General features: G+C 66.9%; 18 protein-coding genes. 5 read left to right on the forward strand and 13 right to left on the reverse strand.

From position 1 onward, the window contains the following. Nucleotides 1-346 precede the first annotated feature (346 nt). Together HD883_RS20085 and HD883_RS20090 are read left to right on the forward strand one after the other, a co-directional pair. Nucleotides 347-2,242, forward strand: coding sequence for an FAD-dependent oxidoreductase (locus tag HD883_RS20085; RefSeq protein WP_179582198.1), 1,896 nt, complete (start codon nt 347-349; stop codon nt 2,240-2,242). Then, nucleotides 2,239-2,694 carry a MarR family winged helix-turn-helix transcriptional regulator gene (locus tag HD883_RS20090; protein WP_179582196.1) on the forward strand — a complete coding sequence of 152 codons (456 nt, stop codon included), beginning with the start codon at nt 2,239-2,241 and terminating at the stop codon, nt 2,692-2,694. The genes HD883_RS20085 and HD883_RS20090 overlap by 4 nt, the downstream gene beginning before the upstream one ends. 106 nt (nt 2,695-2,800) lie before the next feature. Here the strand turns inward: HD883_RS20090 and HD883_RS20095 are convergent, their stop codons facing one another. The 3 genes from HD883_RS20095 to HD883_RS20105 form a co-directional block, all read right to left on the reverse strand. Then, the gene (locus HD883_RS20095) at nt 2,801-3,628 is read right to left on the reverse strand and encodes a DUF72 domain-containing protein (protein WP_179582194.1); all 828 of its coding nucleotides are present in this window, start codon (nt 3,626-3,628) and stop codon (nt 2,801-2,803) included. Nucleotides 3,629-3,696: 68 nt separating this feature from the next. Next, nucleotides 3,697-4,605 carry a DMT family transporter gene (locus HD883_RS20100; protein ID WP_179582192.1) on the reverse strand — a complete coding sequence of 303 codons (909 nt, stop codon included), beginning with the start codon at nt 4,603-4,605 and terminating at the stop codon, nt 3,697-3,699. Nucleotides 4,606-4,620: 15 nt separating this feature from the next. Beyond that, a complete protein-coding gene (locus HD883_RS20105; protein ID WP_179582190.1) occupies nt 4,621-5,499 on the reverse strand; it encodes a pirin family protein in 879 nt (292 codons plus the stop codon). A gap of 275 nt (nt 5,500-5,774) precedes the next feature. On the opposite strand from HD883_RS20105, the gene HD883_RS20110 reads away from it, so the two are divergent. Beyond that, on the forward strand, nt 5,775-8,279 hold the full coding sequence (locus HD883_RS20110; protein ID WP_179582188.1) for an AsmA family protein: 2,505 nt from the start codon (nt 5,775-5,777) through the stop codon (nt 8,277-8,279). 23 nt (nt 8,280-8,302) lie between these two features. Further along, nucleotides 8,303-9,175 (forward strand): MOSC domain-containing protein, encoded by an 873-nt coding sequence (locus HD883_RS20115; RefSeq protein WP_179582186.1) that lies wholly within the window; start codon nt 8,303-8,305, stop codon nt 9,173-9,175. A 91-nt stretch (nt 9,176-9,266) separates the two neighbouring features. Here HD883_RS20115 and HD883_RS20120 read toward each other — a convergent pair whose 3' ends face one another. From HD883_RS20120 to rsmD, 3 genes are all read right to left on the reverse strand, one after another. Next, nucleotides 9,267-9,533 carry a YfhL family 4Fe-4S dicluster ferredoxin gene (locus tag HD883_RS20120; protein WP_179582184.1) on the reverse strand — a complete coding sequence of 89 codons (267 nt, stop codon included), beginning with the start codon at nt 9,531-9,533 and terminating at the stop codon, nt 9,267-9,269. A 47-nt stretch (nt 9,534-9,580) separates the two neighbouring features. Next, nucleotides 9,581-10,081 carry a pantetheine-phosphate adenylyltransferase gene (coaD, locus tag HD883_RS20125; protein ID WP_179582182.1) on the reverse strand — a complete coding sequence of 167 codons (501 nt, stop codon included), beginning with the start codon at nt 10,079-10,081 and terminating at the stop codon, nt 9,581-9,583. Between the two features lie 385 nt (nt 10,082-10,466). Then, nucleotides 10,467-11,072, reverse strand: a complete 606-nt coding sequence (rsmD, locus tag HD883_RS20130) for a 16S rRNA (guanine(966)-N(2))-methyltransferase RsmD (protein ID WP_179582180.1) — start codon at nt 11,070-11,072, stop codon at nt 10,467-10,469. 2,204 nt (nt 11,073-13,276) lie between these two features. Between rsmD and ftsY the strand changes: the two genes are divergently transcribed. Further along, nucleotides 13,277-14,413 carry a signal recognition particle-docking protein FtsY gene (gene ftsY, locus HD883_RS20135; RefSeq protein ID WP_179588428.1) on the forward strand — a complete coding sequence of 379 codons (1,137 nt, stop codon included), beginning with the start codon at nt 13,277-13,279 and terminating at the stop codon, nt 14,411-14,413. Nucleotides 14,414-14,902: 489 nt separating this feature from the next. Here ftsY and HD883_RS20140 read toward each other — a convergent pair whose 3' ends face one another. The 7 genes from HD883_RS20140 to HD883_RS20170 form a co-directional block, all read right to left on the reverse strand. Beyond that, nucleotides 14,903-15,853: a succinylglutamate desuccinylase/aspartoacylase domain-containing protein gene (locus tag HD883_RS20140; protein WP_179582178.1), complete on the reverse strand. Its 951-nt coding sequence runs from the start codon at nt 15,851-15,853 to the stop codon at nt 14,903-14,905. Between the two features lie 6 nt (nt 15,854-15,859). After that, nucleotides 15,860-16,843: a Bug family tripartite tricarboxylate transporter substrate binding protein gene (locus HD883_RS20145; protein WP_179582176.1), complete on the reverse strand. Its 984-nt coding sequence runs from the start codon at nt 16,841-16,843 to the stop codon at nt 15,860-15,862. Between the two features lie 113 nt (nt 16,844-16,956). Further along, entirely contained in the window at nt 16,957-17,871 is a 915-nt protein-coding gene (locus tag HD883_RS20150; RefSeq protein WP_179582174.1) for a LysR family transcriptional regulator, read from the reverse strand. A 6-nt stretch (nt 17,872-17,877) separates the two neighbouring features. Then, complete coding sequence (locus HD883_RS20155; protein ID WP_218863307.1) at nt 17,878-18,603, reverse strand: amino acid ABC transporter ATP-binding protein; 726 nt, start codon at nt 18,601-18,603, stop codon at nt 17,878-17,880. A 67-nt stretch (nt 18,604-18,670) separates the two neighbouring features. Continuing rightward, on the reverse strand, nt 18,671-19,768 hold the full coding sequence (locus HD883_RS20160) for an amino acid ABC transporter permease (RefSeq protein ID WP_179582170.1): 1,098 nt from the start codon (nt 19,766-19,768) through the stop codon (nt 18,671-18,673). Between the two features lie 2 nt (nt 19,769-19,770). Then, entirely contained in the window at nt 19,771-20,922 is a 1,152-nt protein-coding gene (locus HD883_RS20165; RefSeq protein ID WP_257022336.1) for an amino acid ABC transporter permease, read from the reverse strand. 76 nt (nt 20,923-20,998) lie between these two features. After that, nucleotides 20,999-22,027 (reverse strand): amino acid ABC transporter substrate-binding protein, encoded by a 1,029-nt coding sequence (locus HD883_RS20170; protein ID WP_179582168.1) that lies wholly within the window; start codon nt 22,025-22,027, stop codon nt 20,999-21,001. Nucleotides 22,028-22,084: the final 57 nt, after the last annotated feature.

Genomic DNA, 22,084 nt, shown 5'->3' on the forward strand with positions numbered 1-22,084 from the left:
GATGCGCCTGAGGCAGCGCCGGTTGCGCGCCCTGCAGGGTGTTCCAGCTTGTCGGCCCCTGGCTGGGGAACGTGAGTAAGGGGAAACCGAGGGGTCGCCGCAGCGCCCGCCGGACCCTTGCGGCGGCGTCATGGCGTAAACATGAGGCTGTCAGGTCTGACAGGGGTCTCATGACGTCGAGCGGCGGCACTATCGAGGGTTCCCCCGGTGGGGCATATTGATAAGATCGGCTTACGATCACGGTCACGGCGAACGTCGCGATGCAGTGACCCATCACTGTCGCGCCCGCCCGCACCTGCATTCATTCCCAGATCGGCCACCAGGCCGGCACGTACCGGAGACATCCATGGTTCCAGCACAGACCGAAGTCGTGATCATTGGCGGGGGCCCCTGCGGGCTGATGGCCGCCAACGAGCTGGGCCGCCGGGGCGTCCGTGTGCTGCTGGTCGACGACAAGCCCGGCACCGCCTTCAACCCCCAGGCCAATGCCACGCAGGCCCGCACCATGGAACACTACCGGCGCCTGGGCTTTGCCGACGAAGTCCGGCAGCAAGGCCTGTCGCCAGACTTTCCTACGGACATTGCCTACTTCACGCGCTACGCACGGCATGAATTGGCCCGCTTCAGGCTGCCCTCTGCCCGCGACGCCACCACCCTGGTGAAGTCATTGCGCGGCGCCTGGAGCGCGGCCGAACTGCCGCACCGCGTCTCGCAAAAATACGTGGAAGCCGTCATGCGGCGCCATGCCGAAAGCCTGGATGGTGTGTCGGTGCACTACGGATGGCGGATGGTGGCGCTGCGCGAGTACGACGAAGGCGTCGAAGTGGACCTGGAAGAAACCGCGACCCGCCACCGGCAGACCGTACGCGCGCGCTATGCCATTGGCGCTGACGGACCCCGCAGCGGGGTGCGCCAGCATCTGGGCATCCGCTACGGTGGCGAAACCGGGGTGCAGCGTGACTTCATGGGCGGGCGCATGTACGCCATCTACTTTCGCGCGCCGGATTTTTACAAGGTGGTGCCGCATGCGCCGGCCTGGATGAACGTGAGTTTCAATCGCGACCGACGGGCCTTCATGGCGGCTGTCGACGGGAAGGGTGAATTTGCGTTCCACACGCAACTGCACGCGGACGAGCACGAAGCCGAACTGACCGAAGACGACGCCAAGGCCATGCTGCACGCCGCGACCGGAGCGACGTTCGACGTCACCATTCTGTCGCGGCTGACCTGGACGGCGGGGCATTGCCTGGTGGCCGATGCGTTGTCGACCCGCCGCGTGTTCCTGGCGGGTGATGCCGCCCACTTGTTCACGCCCACGGGCGGGCTGGGCTACAACACGGCGGTTGAAGATGCCGTGAACCTGTCATGGAAGCTGGCGGCGGTGCTGCGGGGGCAGGCGCCCGCTGCCTTGTTGGACAGCTACGCGATCGAGCGTCGTCCGCTGGCGCTACGCAATACTGCGTACGCCCGCACGTTTGCCGATTCGCTGGGATTGTTCGCGCCCGCGGCTGAAATCGAAGACGACACGGCTGCCGGCGAAGCGGCGCGCGCCACCGCTGGCGCGTACCTGTCCGAGCATGGGCGCCGCGAGTTCAATATTCCCGGGATCACCTTTGGAGGCCGATATGACGGGTCGCCGATCATCGTGTCCGATGGCACCGCGCCGCCGCCTGATGTGCCGAACGATTACGTGCCCACCGCCTGCCCGGGGGGCCGTCCGCCGCATCTCTGGTTGGACGATGGGCGGTCCTTGTACGACACGTTCGGCTTCGACTGGACGGTGCTGCGCCTGAGCGACTCGGCGCCCAATGCCCAGGCCTTCCTGGACGCGGCGGAACGCCGGGGGGTGTCGCTGGATGTGGTGGATGTCGAACACCCGGACGCCCGCGCGCTGTACGGGGCCGACCTGGCGCTGATCCGGCCTGACCAGATCGTGGCGTGGCGCGGAAACGCTGACACCGATGCGGCGGGGGTGCTGGGGCAGGCGCTGGGGGGCGCGGCGGCGCGTAGTCAGGTGGCGTCCGGCGCGGCATCCGTGTCAGCAGCCGCGCATCCGGCCGCAGCGGCATCCGTGCCAGCAGCCACGCACTCGTCCACCGCGGCGTCCGTATCAGCAGCCACGCACTCGTCCGCCGCAGCATCCGTATCAGCAGCCACGCACCCGGACGCAGCGGCTTCCGCCTTCGCGCCCGCGTCTGCCGTTCCAGCCCACGCTGGGACCCCGCCCGGAGCCATGCGATGACGTCGCCTCGATCCGATCAATGGCGTCGACATAACGTCGGCCGTCTTCTCAACAATGCCGTCGCGCGTTTCGAATCCCGCATCCTGGCGTTCATGGCGGATGCCGGTCATCGCGAATGCAAACCGTGCCACATCCAGGTCACCCGCAATCTGGATGTCGACGGCACCCGCCTGACCGATCTGGCGGCACGGGCGGGCATTACCAAACAATCCATGGGCGCCCTGGTGGCCGAACTGGAAACCATCGGACTGGTACAGCGGCACGACGATCCGACCGATGGCCGCGCCCGGATCGTGTCGTTCACGCCGGAAGGCCTGGCGTGGCTGACCGCCTTTCGTGCGGCGGTCGAAGCGGCCGAAGACGAAGTGCGTCATGAGCTGGGCGCGACCCGGTACGATGCGTTCAAGGCCGGGCTGGCGATTTATGCCGGAACGCCGCCGCGGGGGATCTGACCGGGCGCAACGCAGAGGGGGGCGGCCCGCCTGCGTTCCGCATTGCCCGCACACCCCGCACCCCCGCACTCTCCCCTCCCAACACCCCGCCTTCCCCGCTCCCCGCTCAGCCCGCTTTCCCCAATCGTTTGATCAGCGCCATCGCCCCCGCGGGAGCCCGTTCCTTCGCGCCGTTGATGAAAAACATCCACACCTCACGCTTGCCAGCCTTTGCAGGCTTGGCGTCCGGCACGTACGGAACGTCATCGGGCAACGGCCCCGCCGCCCACGCGCGGGCCCGGGCCGTCCACTGGTCCAGCGCCTTGGGCCCATACCCGGTCTTGAGCCGGCTCTGCGCCTGCATCAGGCGTGCATAAACGAAGTCGCTGGTCGGGTCCGCAAATGATGGGAATTCGTCGGAGTCGGTAAATACGGTCGCCACCTTGTGCTTGCGCGCCAGCGCCAGGTACTCGGGCGTCATGAAACTGGCGTGGCGCACATCCATGACATGCCGCATCGGCACGCCCGCGACCCGATCCGGCAGCAGGTCCAGGAAACCGCCGAAGTCGTCCGGGTCAAACTTTTTGGTGGCCGCGAATTGCCACAGGACAGGCCCCAGCTTGTCGCCCAGTTCGGTCACCCCGCCGTTGACGAAACGTTCCACGGATTCGCCCGCCTCGGCCAGCACTTTCCGGTTGGTGGCATAACGCGACGCCTTGACCGAAAATTTGAAGCCATCGGGTGTGTCGTCGCGCCATTTGGCAAAGGTTTCCGGCTTCTGGCCGCTGTAATAGGTGCCGTTGATCTCGATCGCGGTCACCTGCCGGCTGGCAAAGTGCAGCTCGTTTTTTTGCGACACGTCGTCGGGGTAGAAGGTCTCGCGCCAGGGCTCATACGTCCATCCCCCAATACCGACACGAATCGGAGCGGGAGCAGACGAACGCGATGCAGCCATGGCAGGTCCTCAGGTTGGTGATGCTTAGGGTGGTGATGCTTTGGGTGTTGATGATCAGGGCGTCGATATCAGGCAGGTTTGCGGCTGACCAGCACGACCCCTGCCAGCACGACGACGGCGGCCAGCACCAGCAACACGTTGGCCCGTTCGCCCAACGCGAACACAGCAATTGCTGCGCCCGACACCGCGCCGATCGACCCGATCTGGCTCATGTACACCGGCCCGGCGATCTTCTGCAGCACGAAGTACAGGGCGTAGGTGGTGGCAAAAGTGACCATCTGGGTGATCACGATCCCCACGCCAGCGCCGTTCCAGGGCAGGTCGAGCACGGGCGAACCGGTCAGGATCGCGCACGGCAGCACCAGCAGCGCGCCGCCCAGCAGCATGCCCGGCGCCAGCGACATGGCGCTGGCGCCTTTGGGCCACCACTTGGTGCGGTAGATATTGCCGATCGCCAGGAACACCGGGCCGACCATCGCGGCCGCCATCCACAGCGGTTCGACCGGCCCCTGGCCCGCCTTGCCCAAGGTCAGCATCAGCGCGCCGATCAGGCCCAGCACGATGCCCACGCCGCGCACGACGCGCAGCGTTTCCATGCGCAGGCCCAGCGCGAATACGTAGGTCAGCAAGGGCGGGAACGCCATGCACAAAGAGACGAAGCCAGCGCCCACATGCGGCACGGCGCTGTAGGACAAGGCATTGGGCAGCGCCATGCTGACCAGGGCGGCGATCAGGTAGTAGACGAAATCTTGCGGCCGGGTGCCGGGCCGCTCGCCCATGGCCAGGGCAGCGCCCAGCAGCAGCACACCGCCGCCCAGCACCCCCCAGAACAGGAAGGACAGCGGCGGCCAACCCGCCGCGATACCCAATTTGACCAGGCTCGCGTTCAGGCCCAGCAGCACGCCAACCAGCAGCAGAATGGCCAGCGGCAGCCAGGACGACGTACGGCGCGGGGCGGCGGGATGCGATATCGACATCGGGACCTCGGCCCGTCAGCGCCAGGCCAGCGGCGGCGCCACCAGCCGGGGGCCGTCAAAGCCCGTGACCGTCCCAAACCTGGGCGATTCCGCTTCCCATGCGTGCTGCGCGTCCGCCACTTCTTCCTTGCTGTGGCCGACAAAATTCCACCACATCACGATCTCATGACCGAACGGCGCGCCGCCTACCAGCAGGATGCGCGAGCCCGGCGCCAGGGTGACGGTGACATGGTCGGTCCCGGGCGCCAAAAACGCCAGTTCATTGGGACCGAAGGGGTCGGCATCGATCTCGATTCCGCCTTGCAGCGGCAAAAAGCCGTATTCCCAGTCGGTGCGCAAGGGCAGGGTCAGCGTGACCCGGTCGGTGCTGGCCAGGTCGACACCCAGCAGGTCCGAATAGATGCGCGCCGGGGCGCGTTCGCCATTCATTTCGCCGGCCAGCAGCGTGAAGGTGGCGCCCTGGTCGGTCCATTGCGGCAGGTCGGGGTAGTGGTCGAAGGCAGGCGCCACATTGCGATCGTCGTAGGGCAGCGCGATCCACAACTGGGCGGCGTGCAGGCGTTCCTGGTCGGGCAGCGACTCTTCGGTATGGCTGATGCCGTGTCCCGCCGTCATGAGGTTGACCTGGCCCGGACGGATCACCTGCTCATTGCCCAGGCTGTCGCGATGCAGGACTTCGCCTTCCAGCATCCAGGTGAATGTCTGCAGGCCGATGTGCGGATGCGGACCGACCCGCATGCCCCCGCCCGTTTCGAACACCGCCGGGCCGGCATGGTCAAGAAAACACCAGGCGCCGATCAGCCGGCGCTGTCGGGACGGAATCAGGCGGTGCACCTTCAGGCCACCGCCAATGTCGGCTTCGCGGGCGGTCAGGCGTTGCGGGGAAGAGGGCATGGCGGGCGTTCCTGAGGGGGTACGACGGGCGGCGCCATCGTAAAGAAAATAGGAAGACGGCAATGTGAACACGCAGGGGACCCGCAGAGTCCGTGGTCACCATGTTCGTGTGGCTGCCAGTGAAAAAGCATACCTGCATTCTCACGGCGGCCGGGCATGGCGGACATCTTTGTCCTGGCCCTGCTCGAGGGCCCGGATGGAAAGTGGGTATGATTTCGGGGTTACACCGGGTGGAGCGCGCAAGGCGCCGGCCCGCGTTGACCCTGGAGAATTTCATGCGGTGGTTCCGGCGCATCGCGATCGGCGCAGTGGCGGTAGCGGTGCTCGTGACGATAGGCGTTATTGCGCTGCTGGTCCTGGTCGACCCCGACAGCTATCGCAAGCCTGTGGCCGATACCATCAAGCAGCGCTACGGCCGCACCTTGCGGATCGACGGCGACCTGAAGCTGGCGCTGTTCCCGCGGCTGGGCGTGTATGTCGAAAAGCTGTCGCTGTCCGAACCACACTCGGCCCAGACCTTTGCCGTGATTGATTCCGCGCGGGTATCGGTCGCCCTGTGGCCGCTGCTGTCGCGCCAGATCGTCCTGGACCATGTCCGGGTCAGCGGGTTGAAGGCCAACATCGTCCGCAACCGCAACGGCAAATTCAATTTTGACGACCTGATCGCCACGGCGCAGAACAACGACCTGCAGACGGCGCCCGTGCCGATGCGCGAAGCCACGGCAGGCGCGATCGCGGCCGAGGGCACGTCGGTGCAGCTGGACGTGGCGGGCATGGACTTTACGGGCGGCGAACTGGCTTACCGCGACTTTGCCACCGGCACGTCCTTGCGCTTCGAGCGCGTGGCCGCCACGACCGGGCGCATGGCCCCCGGCGTGCCGTTTGCGTTCGATGCGTCGGCCCGGGTGCTGGGGCAATCGCCCCGGCTCGATGCCGCCGTCGAAAGCCAGGGCACGATGCTGTTCGATCCGTCGGGCCGCAATGTGGCGGTGAGCAACCTCGACTTCCGGGCGACGGGCGTGCTGCCCTCGGTCCGCGCCACGGCCTTCACCGCGCGCGGCGACGTGACCTACGACGTGCGCCGGTCGGCCATCGCCGCGACCAACGTGGCCGTCCTGTTCCAGGGCGATGTGGCCGGGACGACCCCCTTGACCGGGATCGAAACACGCATCGACGCAGCCCGCGCCGCCGTCGAGCTGGGCGCCGGCCGGCTCGAGGTGGACAAGCTATCGGTCACGGCCCAGGGCAAGGCCGACAACGACCCGTTCGAGGCATCCCTGAGCGCGCCGCGCCTGTCGATTACCGAGCAGCAGGCCAGCGGCGAAGGCATTACCGGCCGCGCCCGCCTGACAGGCCAACCCGGGATGGATGCCCGGTTTTCCCTGGCGGGCATATCGGGTACCGGCGACAAGCTGCAGCTGGACCAATTTCATGTGAATGCGGAATTCCGGCAAGGCCCGCGCGTGGTGCGGGTGACGGGCGATTCGCCGGTCGAAGCCAGCCTGAAACAGCGCACCCTGACGCTGCCGGCGGTGGCCGCGCAGGTGCAGATCGATGACCCGGCGCTGCCCGCCAAGACCCTGCAGATTCCGCTGACCGGCACGCTGCGGGGCGATCTCGGCAGGCAAGCGCTTGCTGCCAGGCTGGATGGGCGGATCGGCGAGGATGCCTTTTCCGTGGTGGCCGACGCGGCGCAATGGGACGCCCCGCGCATCAGTTTTTCGATGATCGCCGACACCTTCGACTTCGATGCGCTATGGCCCGGGGCGCGGAACCGCGCCGGCACGGCGTCCGCCGCCGCCACCGCGCCGCTCCGGCCCGAGGTCGACGAGCCGGTGGATCTGTCAGGCCTGCAGGGGCTGACCGTCAATGGATCGGTCAAATTCAAGTCTCTGGTGGCGCGCGGCATCAAGGCGAAAGAGGTCGGCGCCAACCTGCGCATTGCCGGCGGGCGGGCCGAACTGTCCAGTGTGCGGGCGGCGATGTATGGCGGACGCCTGAATGGCAGCCTGTTCGCGGACAGCAACGCGCAGCGGGTGGGTGCGTCCGGATCCCTGACCAATGTGCAACTGCAGCCGCTACTGTCTGACCTGACGGGTACCCACACGCTGGCGGGCCGCGGTACGCTGACAGTGAGTCTGGCCGCGGCCGGCAAGACCGTCAGCGCCCTGAAACGCAACCTGGAAGGCACCGTGCAGGCCCAGGTGCGCGACGGGGCGATCCAGGGCGTGAACCTGGCCCAGTCACTGCGCGAATTCAGGGCGCTGGCAGGGGGTGGAAGCCTGGCCGGCGCTGGCGACATGACGGCCCAGCAGGACGCGGCCCGGCGCACCGACTTTACGGACATGACCGCGCACGTGATCTTTGCCAACGGCCTGGGCACCGTTCGCGACCTGAACCTGAAATCGCCGCTGTTGCGGGTGACCGAAGGCGATCCGGCGCGTATCGATGTGCCGGCGGGCGCCCTGGACCTGATGCTGCGCGTCAATGTCGTGGCCACGTCGACCGGCCAGGAAGGCAAGGAGCTGGCTCAATTGCGCGGCCTGGCGATACCGGTGCAGGTCAGCGGGCCGATCGACCAGCCGACCACCCGTATCCGGTGGAGCCAGGTGGGGGGCAACGCGCTGCGCGGTGCCCTCGGCGCGGGCGTCGACCGGCTGCTCGACGGCGTGCCGGCGCCAGCGGGGCAGGGCGGCCAGGGCGATGGCGCGCCAACGGACGGCGGCAGTCCATCCCGTGAACCGCTGCGAGAGCGGCTCAAGGGTCTTTTCAATCGTTAGGCGAACCAGGCATCAGCGAATTCATGACTGTCACCGTTTCCGGGCTCACCATCTATCCGATCAAGTCGTGCGGCGGCATCCCGCTGCAACAGAGCGCCATCGGGATGGCGGGACTGCAGAACGATCGCCGCTGGATGCTCACCACGCCCGACGGCCTGTTCCTGACACAGCGCGGCCTGCCCGCCATGGCACGCATCGGCACCGACATCCGGAACGGGTTCCTGACGGTCACCTACCCGGGCATGCCGCGGCTGGACGTGCCGATCGACGTGATCGAAGACGACGACAGTGTTCGTTTGCAGGTGACCGTGTGGCGCGATGCGGTGGACGCGGTGGACGAAGGCGATCTGGCGGCCCAATGGTTCAGCGCCGCGCTGCAGACGCCCTGCCGTCTGGTCAAGGTGCATCCGCAGGCGCATCGGGTGGCGGGCGTGGATTATGTCAGCGACTGGCTGGCGGCCCACCCGGAAACGGAAGGCTTCGCGCCGCGTCATGTGTACGCGTTTGCCGATGGTTATCCGGTGCTGGTGGCCAATGAAGCGTCATTGGTGGAACTGAACCGCCGCCTGGTCGACCGTGGGCAGGGCGCCGTGGGTATGGACCGTTTCCGGGCCAACGTCGTGCTGAGCGGGCTGGATGCCTTCGAAGAAGACTACGTGGCCATGCTGCAGGTGGGCGACATCCGCTTCGGACTCGTCAAGCCCTGCGTGCGCTGCGAAGTGCCCAACACCGATCAGGTCACCGGCCAGCGCCATGCCGAACCCATGACGACCCTGACCGGCTTTCGCAGCCAGCGGGGCGGGGGCGTGACGTTTGGCGAAAACGCGATCGTGGACGCGCCGGCGCACGCCGTCATTGCCGTGGGCGATGCCGTCGAGGTGACGCTGGAGTTTTGAGGAGGCGCGGACCGGAACGGCCCCGCAGGGGGGTATCAGGGGGTATCAGGGCGCATCCGGTGCCCTGGCGGGCGGCCCGCGCCTGCACCCGTCAGGGATTGCTTTGTTCCAGCCGCTGCGTCAGGTGTTCATACTTGGCCATCAGCTGGCCCTGGTCTTCGCGCCATGCCGGGTTGAATTCGATGCACTCGACCGGGCACACCACCTGGCATTGCGGTTCGGCGTGATGGCCGACGCACTCCGTACAGAGGCCAGGGTTGATCTCGTAGATCGCCTCGCCCATGTAGATGGCGTCGTTGGGGCATTCGGGTTCACAGACGTCGCAATTGATGCATTCGTCGGTAATGAGCAGTGCCATATGCGGCAATCCTTCGGGGCAATCCCTGCTGAATCCGGAAAGCGGATTCAGACGATTTCGCGACCGCCCAACTGGGTGACCTTGGCTTGCAGCCAACGCTCGACGGACGGGAACACAAACTTGCTCACGTCACCGCCCAGCTGCGCGATTTCCCGCACGATCGACCCGGAAATGAACTGGTATTGATCGGACGGCGTGAGGAACATGGTTTCGACATCAGGCAGCAGGTATCGGTTCATTCCTGCCATCTGGAATTCGTATTCGAAATCGGACACGGCACGCAGGCCGCGCACGATCACACGGGCGTTCTGTTCCCGGACGAAATCCTTCAGCAGGCCGGAAAAGCTGGCGACCTGCACATTAGGGTAATGGCCCAGGATCTCTCGCGCAATTTCCACCCGCTCGCTCACGGTGAAGAAGGGCGCCTTGTTGCGGCTGACCGCGACACCCACCACCAGCTTGTCGAACAGGCCGGCGGCGCGGCGGACGAGGTCTTCGTGTCCGCGGGTCATGGGGTCGAACGTACCGGGATAAACGGCGATGATCATGCGTAGGCTCCGAGGGGATGGGGCATGCTGCCTCTTGTAATGCGGACTCGCGTATGAAGACGCTGTGGGCGCGTCTGCTTGGCGGATTCGGGCATGACCGGCCAGGACACCCGTCAGGGGCCGGTCAGCACTTTACCCGGATTATTTCCTTATTTCCGCGTTGCAGCAAATCGGGCCCGCCATCCGGCAGATTCTAGACCTATTGGGTTAAGGCGGCACCATCCCCGGGCCGCTATAAGGGTCAGTCCGCAGGCGGGGGAGTACACCGCCCGGTCGGTGGAGCGTTGCGCCGCAGGCCCGCGCAGGGTGACGCCACTTGGTGTGCTGACGTGGGGCCCGCGTTGAGCGGATGGCGGCCTTTGGGCCTATCGCTGATAGCGGGTGCTTACTCAGCCGTTGATTCGCGGCGGAACAGATGCGAATGCACGGCGCCCGCGCGGTCGATGCGGAGCAGTTCCATGCCGGCGGGCGGCGGGATGACGGATTCGGCTTCGATGTACAGCAGGCCGTCGTCGGCCAGCACGGCCAAGGCCTTGGGGATCGCGCGTTCCAGCCAGTCTCCCCCAAAAGGAGGATCCAGAAAGATCAGGTCGAAGCGGGTCGGCGCCTGGCGCGGGATGGCGACCATGGCATCGGCGGCGATCAGGGTAACGTTCGTGATGTGGAGTTTGTCGCAGATGGCCTTGAGCGCGGCCACGGCGCCGCGGTCATGTTCGACCATGACCACGCTGCCCACGCCGCGCGACACGGCTTCGAGCCCCAGCGCACCGGTGCCGGCGAACGCGTCCAGTACCTGCCGGCCGTCGAATTCGCCGTCCCACAGATGGGTGATCCAGTTGAATAGCGTTTCGCGCACGCGGTCGGGCGTGGGACGCAGGCCGTCGCGATTGATGACCGGGATCGTCGTCCGTTTGAATTGGCCGCCGATGATGCGGATTTTGTGCGGGATGACCGCTTTTGGCCGGACGCGCGGCTTGGTGGATGGTGGCATGATGTCTGACCGGTAGAATCAGGGGATTCTATGTCGTATGCGCCGCGCGTGCTGGCGCGACGACCGGGCGGCTGGCGGAGGGTAGGGGCGCGGACAGGTTGATCCGCCGCGACCGCCGCCCGCCAGGCCCGCCGTGACGCTCTATCAGACAGGTTTTCATGTTCAGTTTCTTCAAGAAAAAAATCTTCAAGACCGATACGCCGGAGCCCAAAGCGCCCGACGAGGTCACTCAGGATCAGGACGCGCAGCGGCGCGAGGTGGAAGCGCGTGAGGGGGCGGCGCCTGCTTCGACTCCTGCTTCGGCGGGAACGGTTGCTCCCGCTTCGACGCCCGCGCCAGTTACGGCGCCTGCCCCTGCCCCTGCTGCTGAAGGCCCGCGGCCGGGTGCTGCACCGGTTGCGCCTGCGGCGCCAGTCCCAGCTCCTGCTCCCGCCTCTGCGACGCCGGGTGCCCCTGCCGCGCGTGCGGCGACCGATACGGGCAGTGCGACTTCGCCTGGTGCGCCAGCCGTACACGGCGCACCGGCCGGACTGACGCGAACGGCGCCGCCAGCCGCTGCTCCCGCCCCTGCGCCAGCCGCCACTAGCCTGCCTGCCGGGTTGGCGACCGGCGGGTCCTCTCCGGTGATGCCGGCTGCTACGCCCGCGACTGCGATGCCGACGCCGGCTCCGACTGCAGCGCCGACGTCGTTCCTGCCACCGATTACGCCCATGCCGGCCGAGGCACCCGCGGAATCGTTCTTGCCGCCGGTGACGCCCACGCCTGACATCGTCGCGCCTACGGAGTCTTTCCTTCCGCCGGTTTCGCCGTTGCCAGACGTTCCGGCAACCGAGTCTTTCCTGCCACCGGCCGCGCCGACGCCTGCACCTTCGGCGCCATCAACCTCGGCCCCGGTGCATGCCCCGCCTCCCGTTCCCGCACCGGCGAGCGTCACGTCTGCGGCCGCAGCGCCTGCCGTCGCAGCTCCGGCCCCGTCGGCCTTCGTTCCGACGTCCACGCCGGCAGCAGCGCCCTCGGTGCCACCTGCGTCTGCGCCTGCCGCGACGCCAGTGCCTGCGCCTGCCGCGACGCCAGTGCCTGCGCCCGCAGCTGCTCCTGCGGCAACACCGGCATCTGCGCCCGCAGCGACGCCGGCACCTACGCCAACAGCCACACCGGCATCCGCGCCCGCAGCGACGCCAGTCGCAGCACCGACACCGGGAGTTTCGCGACCCGCGGCAACACCGGGTTCTGCTCCTGCTCCCTCGGCACCTGCCGCGCCGGATGCGCCACTCGCACGCAGCGAGCCCGTTCCGTCGACACCGCCGGTGGCTCCGCCGCGCGTTGAGCCCGCCACTCCTGTTGCGCCTGTTGCCCCCGCTGCGCCGTTTCAGCAGACCGCGCCTGCTGCGCCCGCCGCGACTCCGGTGCAAGGGGATCGTGCCGCTGCCCCAACGGCGCCAGCGCCCGCAGAACCGGTGCCTTCAGTCCCGCGCGTTGCGCCCGCTCAGCCGGCTCAGCCCGTGACCCCGGCATCGGCGCAACCGGCCGTTGTTGCACCGCCTGTTTCGCCTGTTGCGCCTGCGTCGCCCGCCTCGCGTGCGGAACCCTCTGCGCCGACTGCCCCCACGGCGCGTCCGACGCCTGCGGCGCCACCGGCCCAGACACCCCGTGTGGACGCGCCATCTGCGGCTCCGGCGGCTCGTACTCCGCCTATGGCACCGCCGGCACCGGCTGTCGCGCCTTCGGCTCCTTCGGCAGCCCCTTCAGCTCCTGCCGCAGCGCGGCCCGGGCAAGCGGCAACACCGGCTGTAGCCCCGGTCCAAGCGCCCGCATCACCCCAGCGGTCGGCCGCCGCGGTTGCTGACTCGGCGCCGCCCGTAACAGCGACGCCAGCCGCGCCGGTGGCGCCTGCGCCAGCTGCGACGCGAACCTCGACGGGCGTTCCGGCTCCGGCCGCAACGTCATCGTCGACGTCATCCGCCACGTCAAAGCTAGCCCCAGCAGCAGCGCCAACGGCGGTCCCCACGCCGAACCCAGCCGCGACTGCGGCATCGACTGCGGCATCGACTCCGGCGCAGGCACCTGTAGTGACCCCGGCGCAGACGCCCACGCCCAGCCCGGCTGCGACCGCTGCATCGACTCCGGCGCGCGTCCCGGCGCAGGCACCCGCACCCACTCCCACCCCGGCGCAAGCCCCCGCCCCCGCCGGCGCCGTCTCCGCCGTGCGTTCCTTCTTTACCCGGCTGTCTCCGTCGGCCGAACCGGCGCGCGAAGCGCCGCCGGTTGCAGCGCCGACGCCGGTGCTTCCGGACCATGCGGTCACGCCGACCGTGCCGGCACCCGCGCCGACCGTTGCGCCGGCGCCTGCCGTGTCGACGCCGATCGCGATCACGCCGGTGCCGCCCACCCCGGTTCCCGAGCCTTCGCCCGCTGCCGCGAAGGCGGCCAAGGCGAGCTGGCTGAATCGGTTGAAGACGGGGTTGTCGCGCACGGGTCAGAACTTCACGTCGCTGTTCATTGGCGTGAAGGTCGATGAGGATCTGTTCGAGGAGTTGGAAACCGCGCTGATCATGGCGGACACGGGCGTGGATGCGGCGGTGTCGCTGCTGAAAAGTCTGCGTGCCCGGGTGAAGCAGGAGCGGATCGAGGATGCGCAGCAGGTGAAGGTGGTGCTGCGGGAAGTGCTGGCGGCGCATTTGCGGCCGCTGGAAAAGACCTTTGCGCTGGACCGTCCTTACCCGGTGGTGACGATGCTGGCGGGCGTGAATGGCGCGGGCAAGACGACGTCGATCGGCAAGCTGGCGCGTACCTTCCAGAACCAGGGCAAGAAGGTGTTGCTGGCCGCGGGCGATACGTTCCGGGCGGCGGCGCGCGAGCAGCTGGTGGAGTGGGGCGCCCGCAATAACGTGACGGTGATCGCGCAGGACGGCGGGGATCCGGCGGCGGTGGCGTTTGACGCCGTGCAGTCGGGCAAGGCGCGCGGGATGGGTGTCGTGATGATCGACACGGCGGGCCGGCTGCCGACGCAGTTGCACTTGATGGAAGAGATCAAGAAGATCAAGCGGGTGATCGGCAAGGCCGACCCTACCGCGCCGCACGAAGTGCTGCTGGTGATCGACGGCAATACGGGCCAGAACGCGTTGGCGCAGATCAAGGCGTTCGACCAGGCGATCGGCCTGACCGGCCTGATCGTGACCAAGCTGGACGGCACGGCCAAGGGTGGCATCCTGGCCGCCGTGGCGGCGGGTGCGCAGGGCGTGCGGCCGATTCCGGTGTACTGGATCGGCGTGGGCGAAGGGATTGAGGATTTGCAGCCGTTCGTGGCTGACGAGTTCGCGGGCGCGGTGCTCGGGCTGTAAACGGCTCGATTGGCGAGCCAGCTTGGCGGCCAAGCTGCTCGCGTCAAGAAGCTGTCCGTATGCGCCGGGCATGTCGCCACAGTGAATCAGTGCGGGCGGCAGTTCGCCCAGCAAGGCCCTCCAGGCCCCTCAGGCCCCTCACGCCGGTCAGCTTGCCGCCGCCTTCAGCCGTCATGCCTATGCGAGTGCCGCGCCCCTATCCGGCTGGCCGCAGTGCGTGGCCTGGCGGGTCCAGCGCCCGCCGTCCAGCGCCCAGACCTCGTCCCACAAATCGATCCCCAAATCGATCCCACAAATCGATCCCCCGAATCGATCCCACAAATCGGTCCCCAAAAACATGACGGCCCCGGAAAGTCGGTGAACGACTCGCCAGGGCCTGGGGAAACTGTGCGGTTCACGACGCAAGGTCCTGAACCGCCTCATCTACATCAACGCATCAAGCATCAAGCATCAACGCATCAAGCATCACAACATCAACGCATCAAACCATCACGCCACGCGGCGCGCCAGCCGCACCACCGTCACGCCCGGCAGTAGCTGCCGAAGCGACGGCATGACCAGCGTGCAGTTGTCATAAGGCGTCACGACGGGTTCACCGTCCGACCAGCCGATCACGGTGCCGGCTTTTTCCAATTCTTCCAGACCTTGCCAGTCCTGTGAAAAGGTGAAGTCCATGCTGCGCGCCACGACCGCATCGGTCACCTGGATGGCGAGCTGTTCGGCGGGCAGGGGCATGAACCAGTCGGCCGGGAAATCGCCGTCGTCCACGATGCCGGACGCTTTCACGAAACGCGCCACCTGATCACGGGCCACGTCGCGGCTTTCGAGGGCGCCGTGAAAGCCGCATTCGATCAGCAGGCTGCGCGTGCCGTTCTCTTCCAGTTCGCCGAAGCGGCCGAAGTCACGCATGCGCACGCCGTCTTTGTGGCCGGCGTCGACGATGACGTGGCGCGGGGCGCCCATCTCGCGGGCCAGTTCCAGGTTGCGCGGCTGCATGCCGGTCAGCAGCAGCGGCGCACACGGTTCGTGCATGGAATGCAGGTCCAGCAGCCAGTCCGCTTTTTCGACGAATGGGCGCAGGGCCACGGCGCGCTGGCGTTCGCGGGTGTTCGGGTCGGCCAGCTTGTCGGCGCTCCAGACCCGGTTCATGTCCTGGTCAAGGAAGCGGGATTTGTCGTGCTGGGCCGGATCGAAGGTGTCGAAGGCGCCCAGGTTGGCAAACACCAGGGTCAGGGTGCCGCGGCGGGGGCGCAGGCCCAGCGCCAGGGCGTCCTTGATCGCCCACGCGCCGCACAGCTCGTTGCCGTGGACCAGCGCGCTGATCATGACGTTGCGGCCAGGCACGCCGGAGTCGAAATGCCAGACGCCGTCGACGCCGGTGTTGCCGGCCCGCTCGACACTCAGATCGGGATAGGGCAGCAGGAATTCGTGGCTGGCCATGGTGGGTTACTCCTGGATGTTGGCGACGTCGACGATGCGCTTGTACTTGGCGGTTTCCGCAGCCTGGAACTTGGCCAGGTCGAAGCCGGCAGCGGCAACGCTGGCGCCGGTTTCCTGCATCTTGGTGCGGAATTCAGGCGTGTTGACGACCTCGTTCAGGGCCTGCTGCAGCTTCTGGGCGACAGGCTCGGGCAGGCCGGCAGGACCGTACAGGGCGAACCACAGGTCGATGTTGACGTTCTTGAGTTCTGGCGTTTCGGCCATGGTGGGGATCTCAGGCGCGAGCGGGGTGCGCTTGGTCTGCAGCAGGCCGATCGGCTGGACCTTGCCGGCGCGGATCTGGGGCAGGGCGCTCGACAGCACGAACACGCCGAATTGCAGCTGGCCGCCGACCAGATCGTTGGTCAGGGGCGCAACGCCGCGGTAAGGCACGTGCACCAGGTCGAGCTTGGCCGCTTCCTTGACCATTTCGCCGCCCAGATGCAGGCCGGTGCCCACGCCTGACGAACCGAAGCTGTACTTGCCCGGGTTGGCGCGAACCTGTGCCAGGAATTCCGGCGCGGTCTTGACGCCCGAGTTGAGCGACGACACCAGCACCAGCGGCTGGGTGCTGATCAGGCCGATCGGCGTGAAGTCTTTCAGGCCGTCGTACTTGACGGCCTTGTTGATCAGCTTGGCGATGGCCATTTCGTTCGATGCACCCACCAGCAGGGTGTAGCCGTCGGGAGCGGCCTTGATGACGCGCTGGGCGCCGATCACGCCGCCGGCGCCGCCGACGTTTTCAATCACGACCTGCTGGCCGATCTTTTTCGACAGCTCGGCGCCGAACAGGCGGGCCGTCAGGTCGGTGCTGCCGCCTGCCGGATAGCCGACCACGATGGTGATCGGGCGGCTGGGGTAGTTGCCCTGGGCGAAGGCGGCCGGGGCGGCAGCCACGGAGGTCAGGGCGAGGGCGACGGCCAGCGCGCGGCGGCGAAAGCAGGGGGACATGAGGACTCCGGATGGGGAAGGCAGATTTCAGAAACGTCTATGCTGCCGAAGGACGATTTTGCCAATGTGCCGTTTCGGCACGATGCCGTGCCGTATCGGTTCAGGCCCCGCGGCTAGCGATGCGATTCGGTGGCGGCCCAGATGGCTTCCAGCATGTCGCTCTGCCGTGCCCGCGCCCGGTACAGGCGGACTTCGAAGGGGACTTCGTCACTGCGTCCCCCCAGCACCGCCATGGTCTTGCGGCGGCAGTCGCTGGCGACCATCGACCATGGCAACCACGCAACACCCAGTCCCTTGCGGACGAATTCGTAGATGGCGTCGGCCGAATCGCAGCGCACGAAGGGGGTGAGCGAGATGGGCGCGCCGTTGCGTTCGAAGTGGTCGGACAGCAGCCGGCCCATGGCCAGCGTCTGGCCGTACGAGATCAACGGCGCGGCGCGTTCGGTATGACCCAGGGCGAAACGCGGCGCGCCCTGCGCATCGGCAATGCTGACCGGCACCAGCTTTTCATGGGCCAGGGTCAGGTGGCGGTACCGGTGCCCGTTGATCGGGATCGACAGCGCGCGGTGTTCGTAGCAGCACAGCAGGTCGACCTTGCCCTGTTCCAGTTGCACGGCCAGGTCTTGCGTGGCGCCGGTCAGGATATCGATCTGGGCCTTGCCGCGGATCGGGCTGCGCGGCATGTGGGTCAGCCGCGCCAGCCAGTCGGCGGCCAGCGTGCGGGCCAGGGTACGGCCCGTGCCCAGCCGGACACGCGTATCGGCCGCGCCGCCATGCTGCTGCAGTTGCGTGCGCGCCTGGGTCACGCTTTCCACCGTGCGTTCCGCGGTCTTGAGCAGCACTTCGCCTTCGGCCGTCAATTGCACCGGCGTGCGGTTGCGTTCCACCAGCGGCGCGCCGGCCCACGTTTCCAGTGCCCGGATGCGGCGGCCGAATGCGGGATGCGTCACATGCCGCAGTTCGGCCGCGCGCACAAAACTTTGCGTGCGCGCCAGGGCGATCAGGTCTTCAAACAGCTTGAGGTCCATGGCCCGTCAATGCAGGATCTGGCTCAGGAACAGCCGCGTGCGTTCGTGCTGCGGGTGGGTAAAGAATGCCTCGGGCGTGTTCTGTTCCACGATCCGGCCCTGGTCCATGAACAGCACCCGGTCGGCCACCTGGCGGGCGAACCCCATTTCGTGGGTGACGCACAACATGGTCATGCCGCTGTCGGCCAAAGACGTCATCACATCCAGCACTTCCTTGACCATTTCGGGGTCGAGCGCCGACGTCGGTTCGTCGAACAGCATGATTTTGGGCGCCATGCACAAGGACCGCGCAATCGCCACGCGTTGCTGCTGCCCGCCTGACAATTGGCCGGGATATTTGTTGGCCTGCTCGGGAATGCGGACGCGTTCCAGGTAGCGCATGGCAGTGGCTTCGGCTTCGGCACGCGGCTGCTTCAGCACCCAGATCGGGCCCAGCGTCAGGTTCTGCAGCACCGTCAGATGCGGGAACAGGTTGAAGTGCTGGAACACCATGCCCACGTCGCGGCGCACCGCGTCGATGTGCTTCAGGTCGTTGGTCAGTTCGATGCCATCAACCACGATGCGGCCTTGCTGATGCTGTTCCAGCCGGTTGATGCAGCGGATCAGGGTCGACTTGCCCGAGCCCGACGGCCCGCAGATCACGATGCGTTCACCGCGCGCGACCGTCAGGTCGATGTCGCGCAGCACGTGGTAGGGACCGAACCATTTGTTGACGCCGGATAGCTCGATCAGCGGCTTGTCGGAGTTGGCCGAAACTCGGTCAGCAGAGACGCCGTCGGCATCGGCCGGCTTGGGCACATCAGTCACGACGGTTCTCCAATCGGCGTTCCAGCGCCTGGCTGTATTTGGACATGGAATAGCAGAAGACGAAGTAGATGGCCGCGACGAACACATAGGCTTCGGTCGAAAAGCCGGGCCAGGCGGCGTCGGTCAGGGCGGCCTTGGTCGATTGCGTCAGGTCAAAGATGCCGATGATGACGACCAGCGATGTGTCCTTGAACACGCCAATGAACAGGCTGACCAGCGGGGCGATCACCACCTTCAGCGCCTGCGGCAGGACCACCAGCCGCATCTGCTGCCAGTAGCTCAGGCCGATGGCGTCGGCGCCTTCGTACTGGCCTTTGGGGATCGCCTGCAGACCGCCGCGCACCAGCTCGGCCAGGTAGGCGGCCGCGAACAGGATGATGGCGATCTGCGCCCGCAGCAGCTTGTCGACCCCGAAGCCTTCCGGAAAGAACAGCGGCAGCATGACCGACGACATGAACAGCAGGCTGATCAGCGGCACGCCGCGGATCAGTTCGATGTAGACGACACACAGGGCCTTGATCACCGGCAGGCTGGACCGCCGTCCCAGCGCCAGCAACACGCCCAGCGGAAACGCAAAGGCCACGCCCACGGTGGACAGGATCAGGGTCAGCGGCAGGCCGCCCCACTTGGTCGTCTCGACATACGACAGGCCCAGAAAGCCGCCCCACATCAAACCCGCGACCAGCGCGATGCTGACGGCCCAGATCACGGCCAGCCAGCGGTTCCAGAACCGCCGCAGGCAACTGACGATCAGCGCCGCAATCAGCACGATGGATGCGATCAGTGGGCGCCATTGCTCGTCGTACGGATACAGGCCGAACAAGATCAGGCGATGCTTTTCGGCGATGAAGGCCCAGCAGGCGCCGCCGGTATCGCGGCACGCGTCGGCCGACGGCGCGACGAACGTGGCGCGGATCAGCGCCCATTCGATCACTGCCGGCAGCACCATGACCAGGACCCACACCCCCAGCAGCGTTAGCAGGATGTTGAGCGGTGACGACAGCAGATTGGCGCGCACCCAGGCCAGCGGCGACACGCGTTGCGTGGGCGCGGTGGCGTCGATGACGGGAGAAGACGAAGGTGGGGCCATGGCTAGCGCTCGGTCAGCGCCATGCGGCGGTTGTACCAGTTCATCAGCATCGAGATCGTCAGGCTCACGACCAGGTAGGCGCCCATGATGATCAGGATGCCTTCGATGGCCTGGCCGGTCTGGTTCAGCGTGGTGTTCACGACCGATACGATGTCGGGATAGCCGATCGCCACCGCCAGCGAACTGTTCTTGGTGATGTTCAGGTACTGGTTGGTCATGGGCGGGATGATCACGCGCAGCGCCTGCGGCAGCACCACCAGACGCAGCGCGGCGCCGCGCCGCAGGCCGATGGCTTCGGCCGCTTCCCACTGGCCGGCATTGACCGACTGGATGCCCGACCGCACGACTTCGGCAATGAAGGCGGCCGTGTAGATCACCAGCCCGATCAGCAACGCCGCAAATTCCGGCGTCAGGGTTGCGCCGCCCACAAAATCGAAGCCCTGCAGCGTCGGCATGTCCAGTGCCAGCGGCGCGCCGCCCGCCAGCCATCCCAGCACCGGCAAGCCGATCAGCATCGCCACGACCCAGCGGCCCACCGGCGGCGCCTTGCCGGCCGCATCCCGCCGGCGCCGCGCCCAATGCGCAAACGCCAGCGACGCCACGATAGCCAGCGCGAAGCCGCCCAGCGCCAGGTCAAAGGCCAGCGCTTCGGCCGGCAAAGGCAGCTTGATCCCGCGGTTGGACACGAACACGCCGGGCAGCAGGGCGACCGCCTGCCGCGGCCCCGGCGTGTTTTCGGTAATCAGCGAATACCAGAAGAACAGTTGCAGCAGCAGCGGCACATTGCGGAACAGTTCCACGTAGCCGCTGGCCAGCTTGGCGACCAACCAGTTTTTTGAAAGCCGCGCGATGCCGATCAGGGTGCCCAGCAATGTGGCCAGCACGATGCCGATCGCGGCGACGCGCAAGGTGTTGAGCAGCCCGACGGCAATCGCTTTCGCGTACGTGTCTTGCGGGCCGTAGGCGATCGGCGTTTCGCCAATCGCAAAGCCCGCTTCGGCATCCAGAAAGCCGAAGCCCGACTGGATATTGAGCGCGTTCAGGTTCGCCCGCGTGTTCGACACGAGCGTGACCACGGCCAGCACGACCAGGGCCACCGCGACGATCTGATAGACCATCGCGCGGACCGCCGGGTTGCTCCAGCTCACGCGCATGAGGCGGCGGCGATGAACGGTGCCCCCGCGCCGCTGGCATCGGCTGCGGCGTTCAGTGCGCGCATCGACACGGGCATCACCGCAGCGGCAGCGCGTACATCAGCCCGCCCTGGGTATGTAGCGCGTTGGCGCCGCGCGGCATCTTCATGGGGCTGCCCTGGCCCAGGTTGCGCTCGAAGCTTTCGCCGTAATTGCCCACCTGCTTGACCACGTTGTAGACCCACTTTTCGTCCACGCCCAGGTTCTTGCCCACGCCCGGCACCACGCCCAGCAGGCGCTGGATGTTCGGGTTCGGGCTCTTGAGCATCTGGTCCACATTCTTGGACGTGACGCCGTATTCTTCGGCCTCGATCATCGCGTTCAGCGTCCACTTCACGATATCCAGCCACTGGTCATCACCCTGGCGCACCATGGGGCCCAGCGGTTCCTTGGACAGCAGTTCGGGCAGGACGATGTAGTCGTCGGGATTGGGCAGCTTGGTGGTGCGGATCACGTTCAGGCCCGATGCATCGGTGGTGTAGGCATCGCAGCGGCCGGCGGCAAAGGCGCGGATGACTTCATCGAACTTGTCGATCACTACCGGCTTGAAGGTGATCTTGTTGGCGCGGAAATAATCAGCCAGGTTCAGTTCGGTGGTCGTGCCCGGCTGCATGCAGATGGCCGCGCCGTTCAGGTCCTTGGCGCTTTTCACGTTCAACTTCTTGGCCACCATCAGGCCCTGGCCGTCGTAGAAATTGACGCCCGCGCCGTTCAGGCCGAGCGCGGTGTCGCGCTGCAGGGTGATCGACGTGTTGCGGGGCAGGACATCCACTTCGCCCGATTGCAGGGCCGTGAAGCGCTGCTGCGTGTTGAGCGGTGTCAGCTTGATCTTGGTGGCGTCGCCGAACAGCGTGGCCGCCACGGCGCGGCACAGGTCCACGTCGATGCCCGTCCAGACACCCTTGCTGTCGGGATTGCTGAAACCGGCCACGCCCGTGGACACGCCACATTGCACGAAGCCTTTTTTCTTGACCGCGTCCAGCGTGGCGCCCGCATGCGCGACTTGGACCACCTGGACGGCGCCCAGCATGGCGATCGCGGCTACGGCTGATTTCAACAATTTCATCTCGTTTTCCTTTCTGCGTGCAGGGGGTGGACTATAAATCACCCGTCTGCGGGACTT

Origin of the sequence: Pigmentiphaga litoralis (assembly GCF_013408655.1) — a bacterium.
Taxonomy (GTDB): Bacteria; Pseudomonadota; Gammaproteobacteria; order Burkholderiales; family Burkholderiaceae_B; genus Pigmentiphaga; species Pigmentiphaga litoralis_A.

Coding starts and splice junctions, on each gene's coding strand:
- HD883_RS20085 (WP_179582198.1), top strand. CDS start 347: ATGGTTCCAGCACAGACCGAAGTCGTGATCATTGGCGGGGGCCCCTGC.
- HD883_RS20090 (WP_179582196.1), top strand. CDS start 2,239: ATGACGTCGCCTCGATCCGATCAATGGCGTCGACATAACGTCGGCCGT.
- HD883_RS20095 (WP_179582194.1), bottom strand. CDS start 3,628: ATGGCTGCATCGCGTTCGTCTGCTCCCGCTCCGATTCGTGTCGGTATT.
- HD883_RS20100 (WP_179582192.1), bottom strand. CDS start 4,605: ATGTCGATATCGCATCCCGCCGCCCCGCGCCGTACGTCGTCCTGGCTG.
- HD883_RS20105 (WP_179582190.1), bottom strand. CDS start 5,499: ATGCCCTCTTCCCCGCAACGCCTGACCGCCCGCGAAGCCGACATTGGC.
- HD883_RS20110 (WP_179582188.1), top strand. CDS start 5,775: ATGCGGTGGTTCCGGCGCATCGCGATCGGCGCAGTGGCGGTAGCGGTG.
- HD883_RS20115 (WP_179582186.1), top strand. CDS start 8,303: ATGACTGTCACCGTTTCCGGGCTCACCATCTATCCGATCAAGTCGTGC.
- HD883_RS20120 (WP_179582184.1), bottom strand. CDS start 9,533: ATGGCACTGCTCATTACCGACGAATGCATCAATTGCGACGTCTGTGAA.
- coaD (WP_179582182.1), bottom strand. CDS start 10,081: ATGATCATCGCCGTTTATCCCGGTACGTTCGACCCCATGACCCGCGGA.
- rsmD (WP_179582180.1), bottom strand. CDS start 11,072: ATGCCACCATCCACCAAGCCGCGCGTCCGGCCAAAAGCGGTCATCCCG.
- HD883_RS20140 (WP_179582178.1), bottom strand. CDS start 15,853: ATGGCCAGCCACGAATTCCTGCTGCCCTATCCCGATCTGAGTGTCGAG.
- HD883_RS20145 (WP_179582176.1), bottom strand. CDS start 16,843: ATGTCCCCCTGCTTTCGCCGCCGCGCGCTGGCCGTCGCCCTCGCCCTG.
- HD883_RS20150 (WP_179582174.1), bottom strand. CDS start 17,871: ATGGACCTCAAGCTGTTTGAAGACCTGATCGCCCTGGCGCGCACGCAA.
- HD883_RS20160 (WP_179582170.1), bottom strand. CDS start 19,768: ATGGCCCCACCTTCGTCTTCTCCCGTCATCGACGCCACCGCGCCCACG.
- HD883_RS20165 (WP_257022336.1), bottom strand. CDS start 20,922: ATGCGCGTGAGCTGGAGCAACCCGGCGGTCCGCGCGATGGTCTATCAG.
- HD883_RS20170 (WP_179582168.1), bottom strand. CDS start 22,027: ATGAAATTGTTGAAATCAGCCGTAGCCGCGATCGCCATGCTGGGCGCC.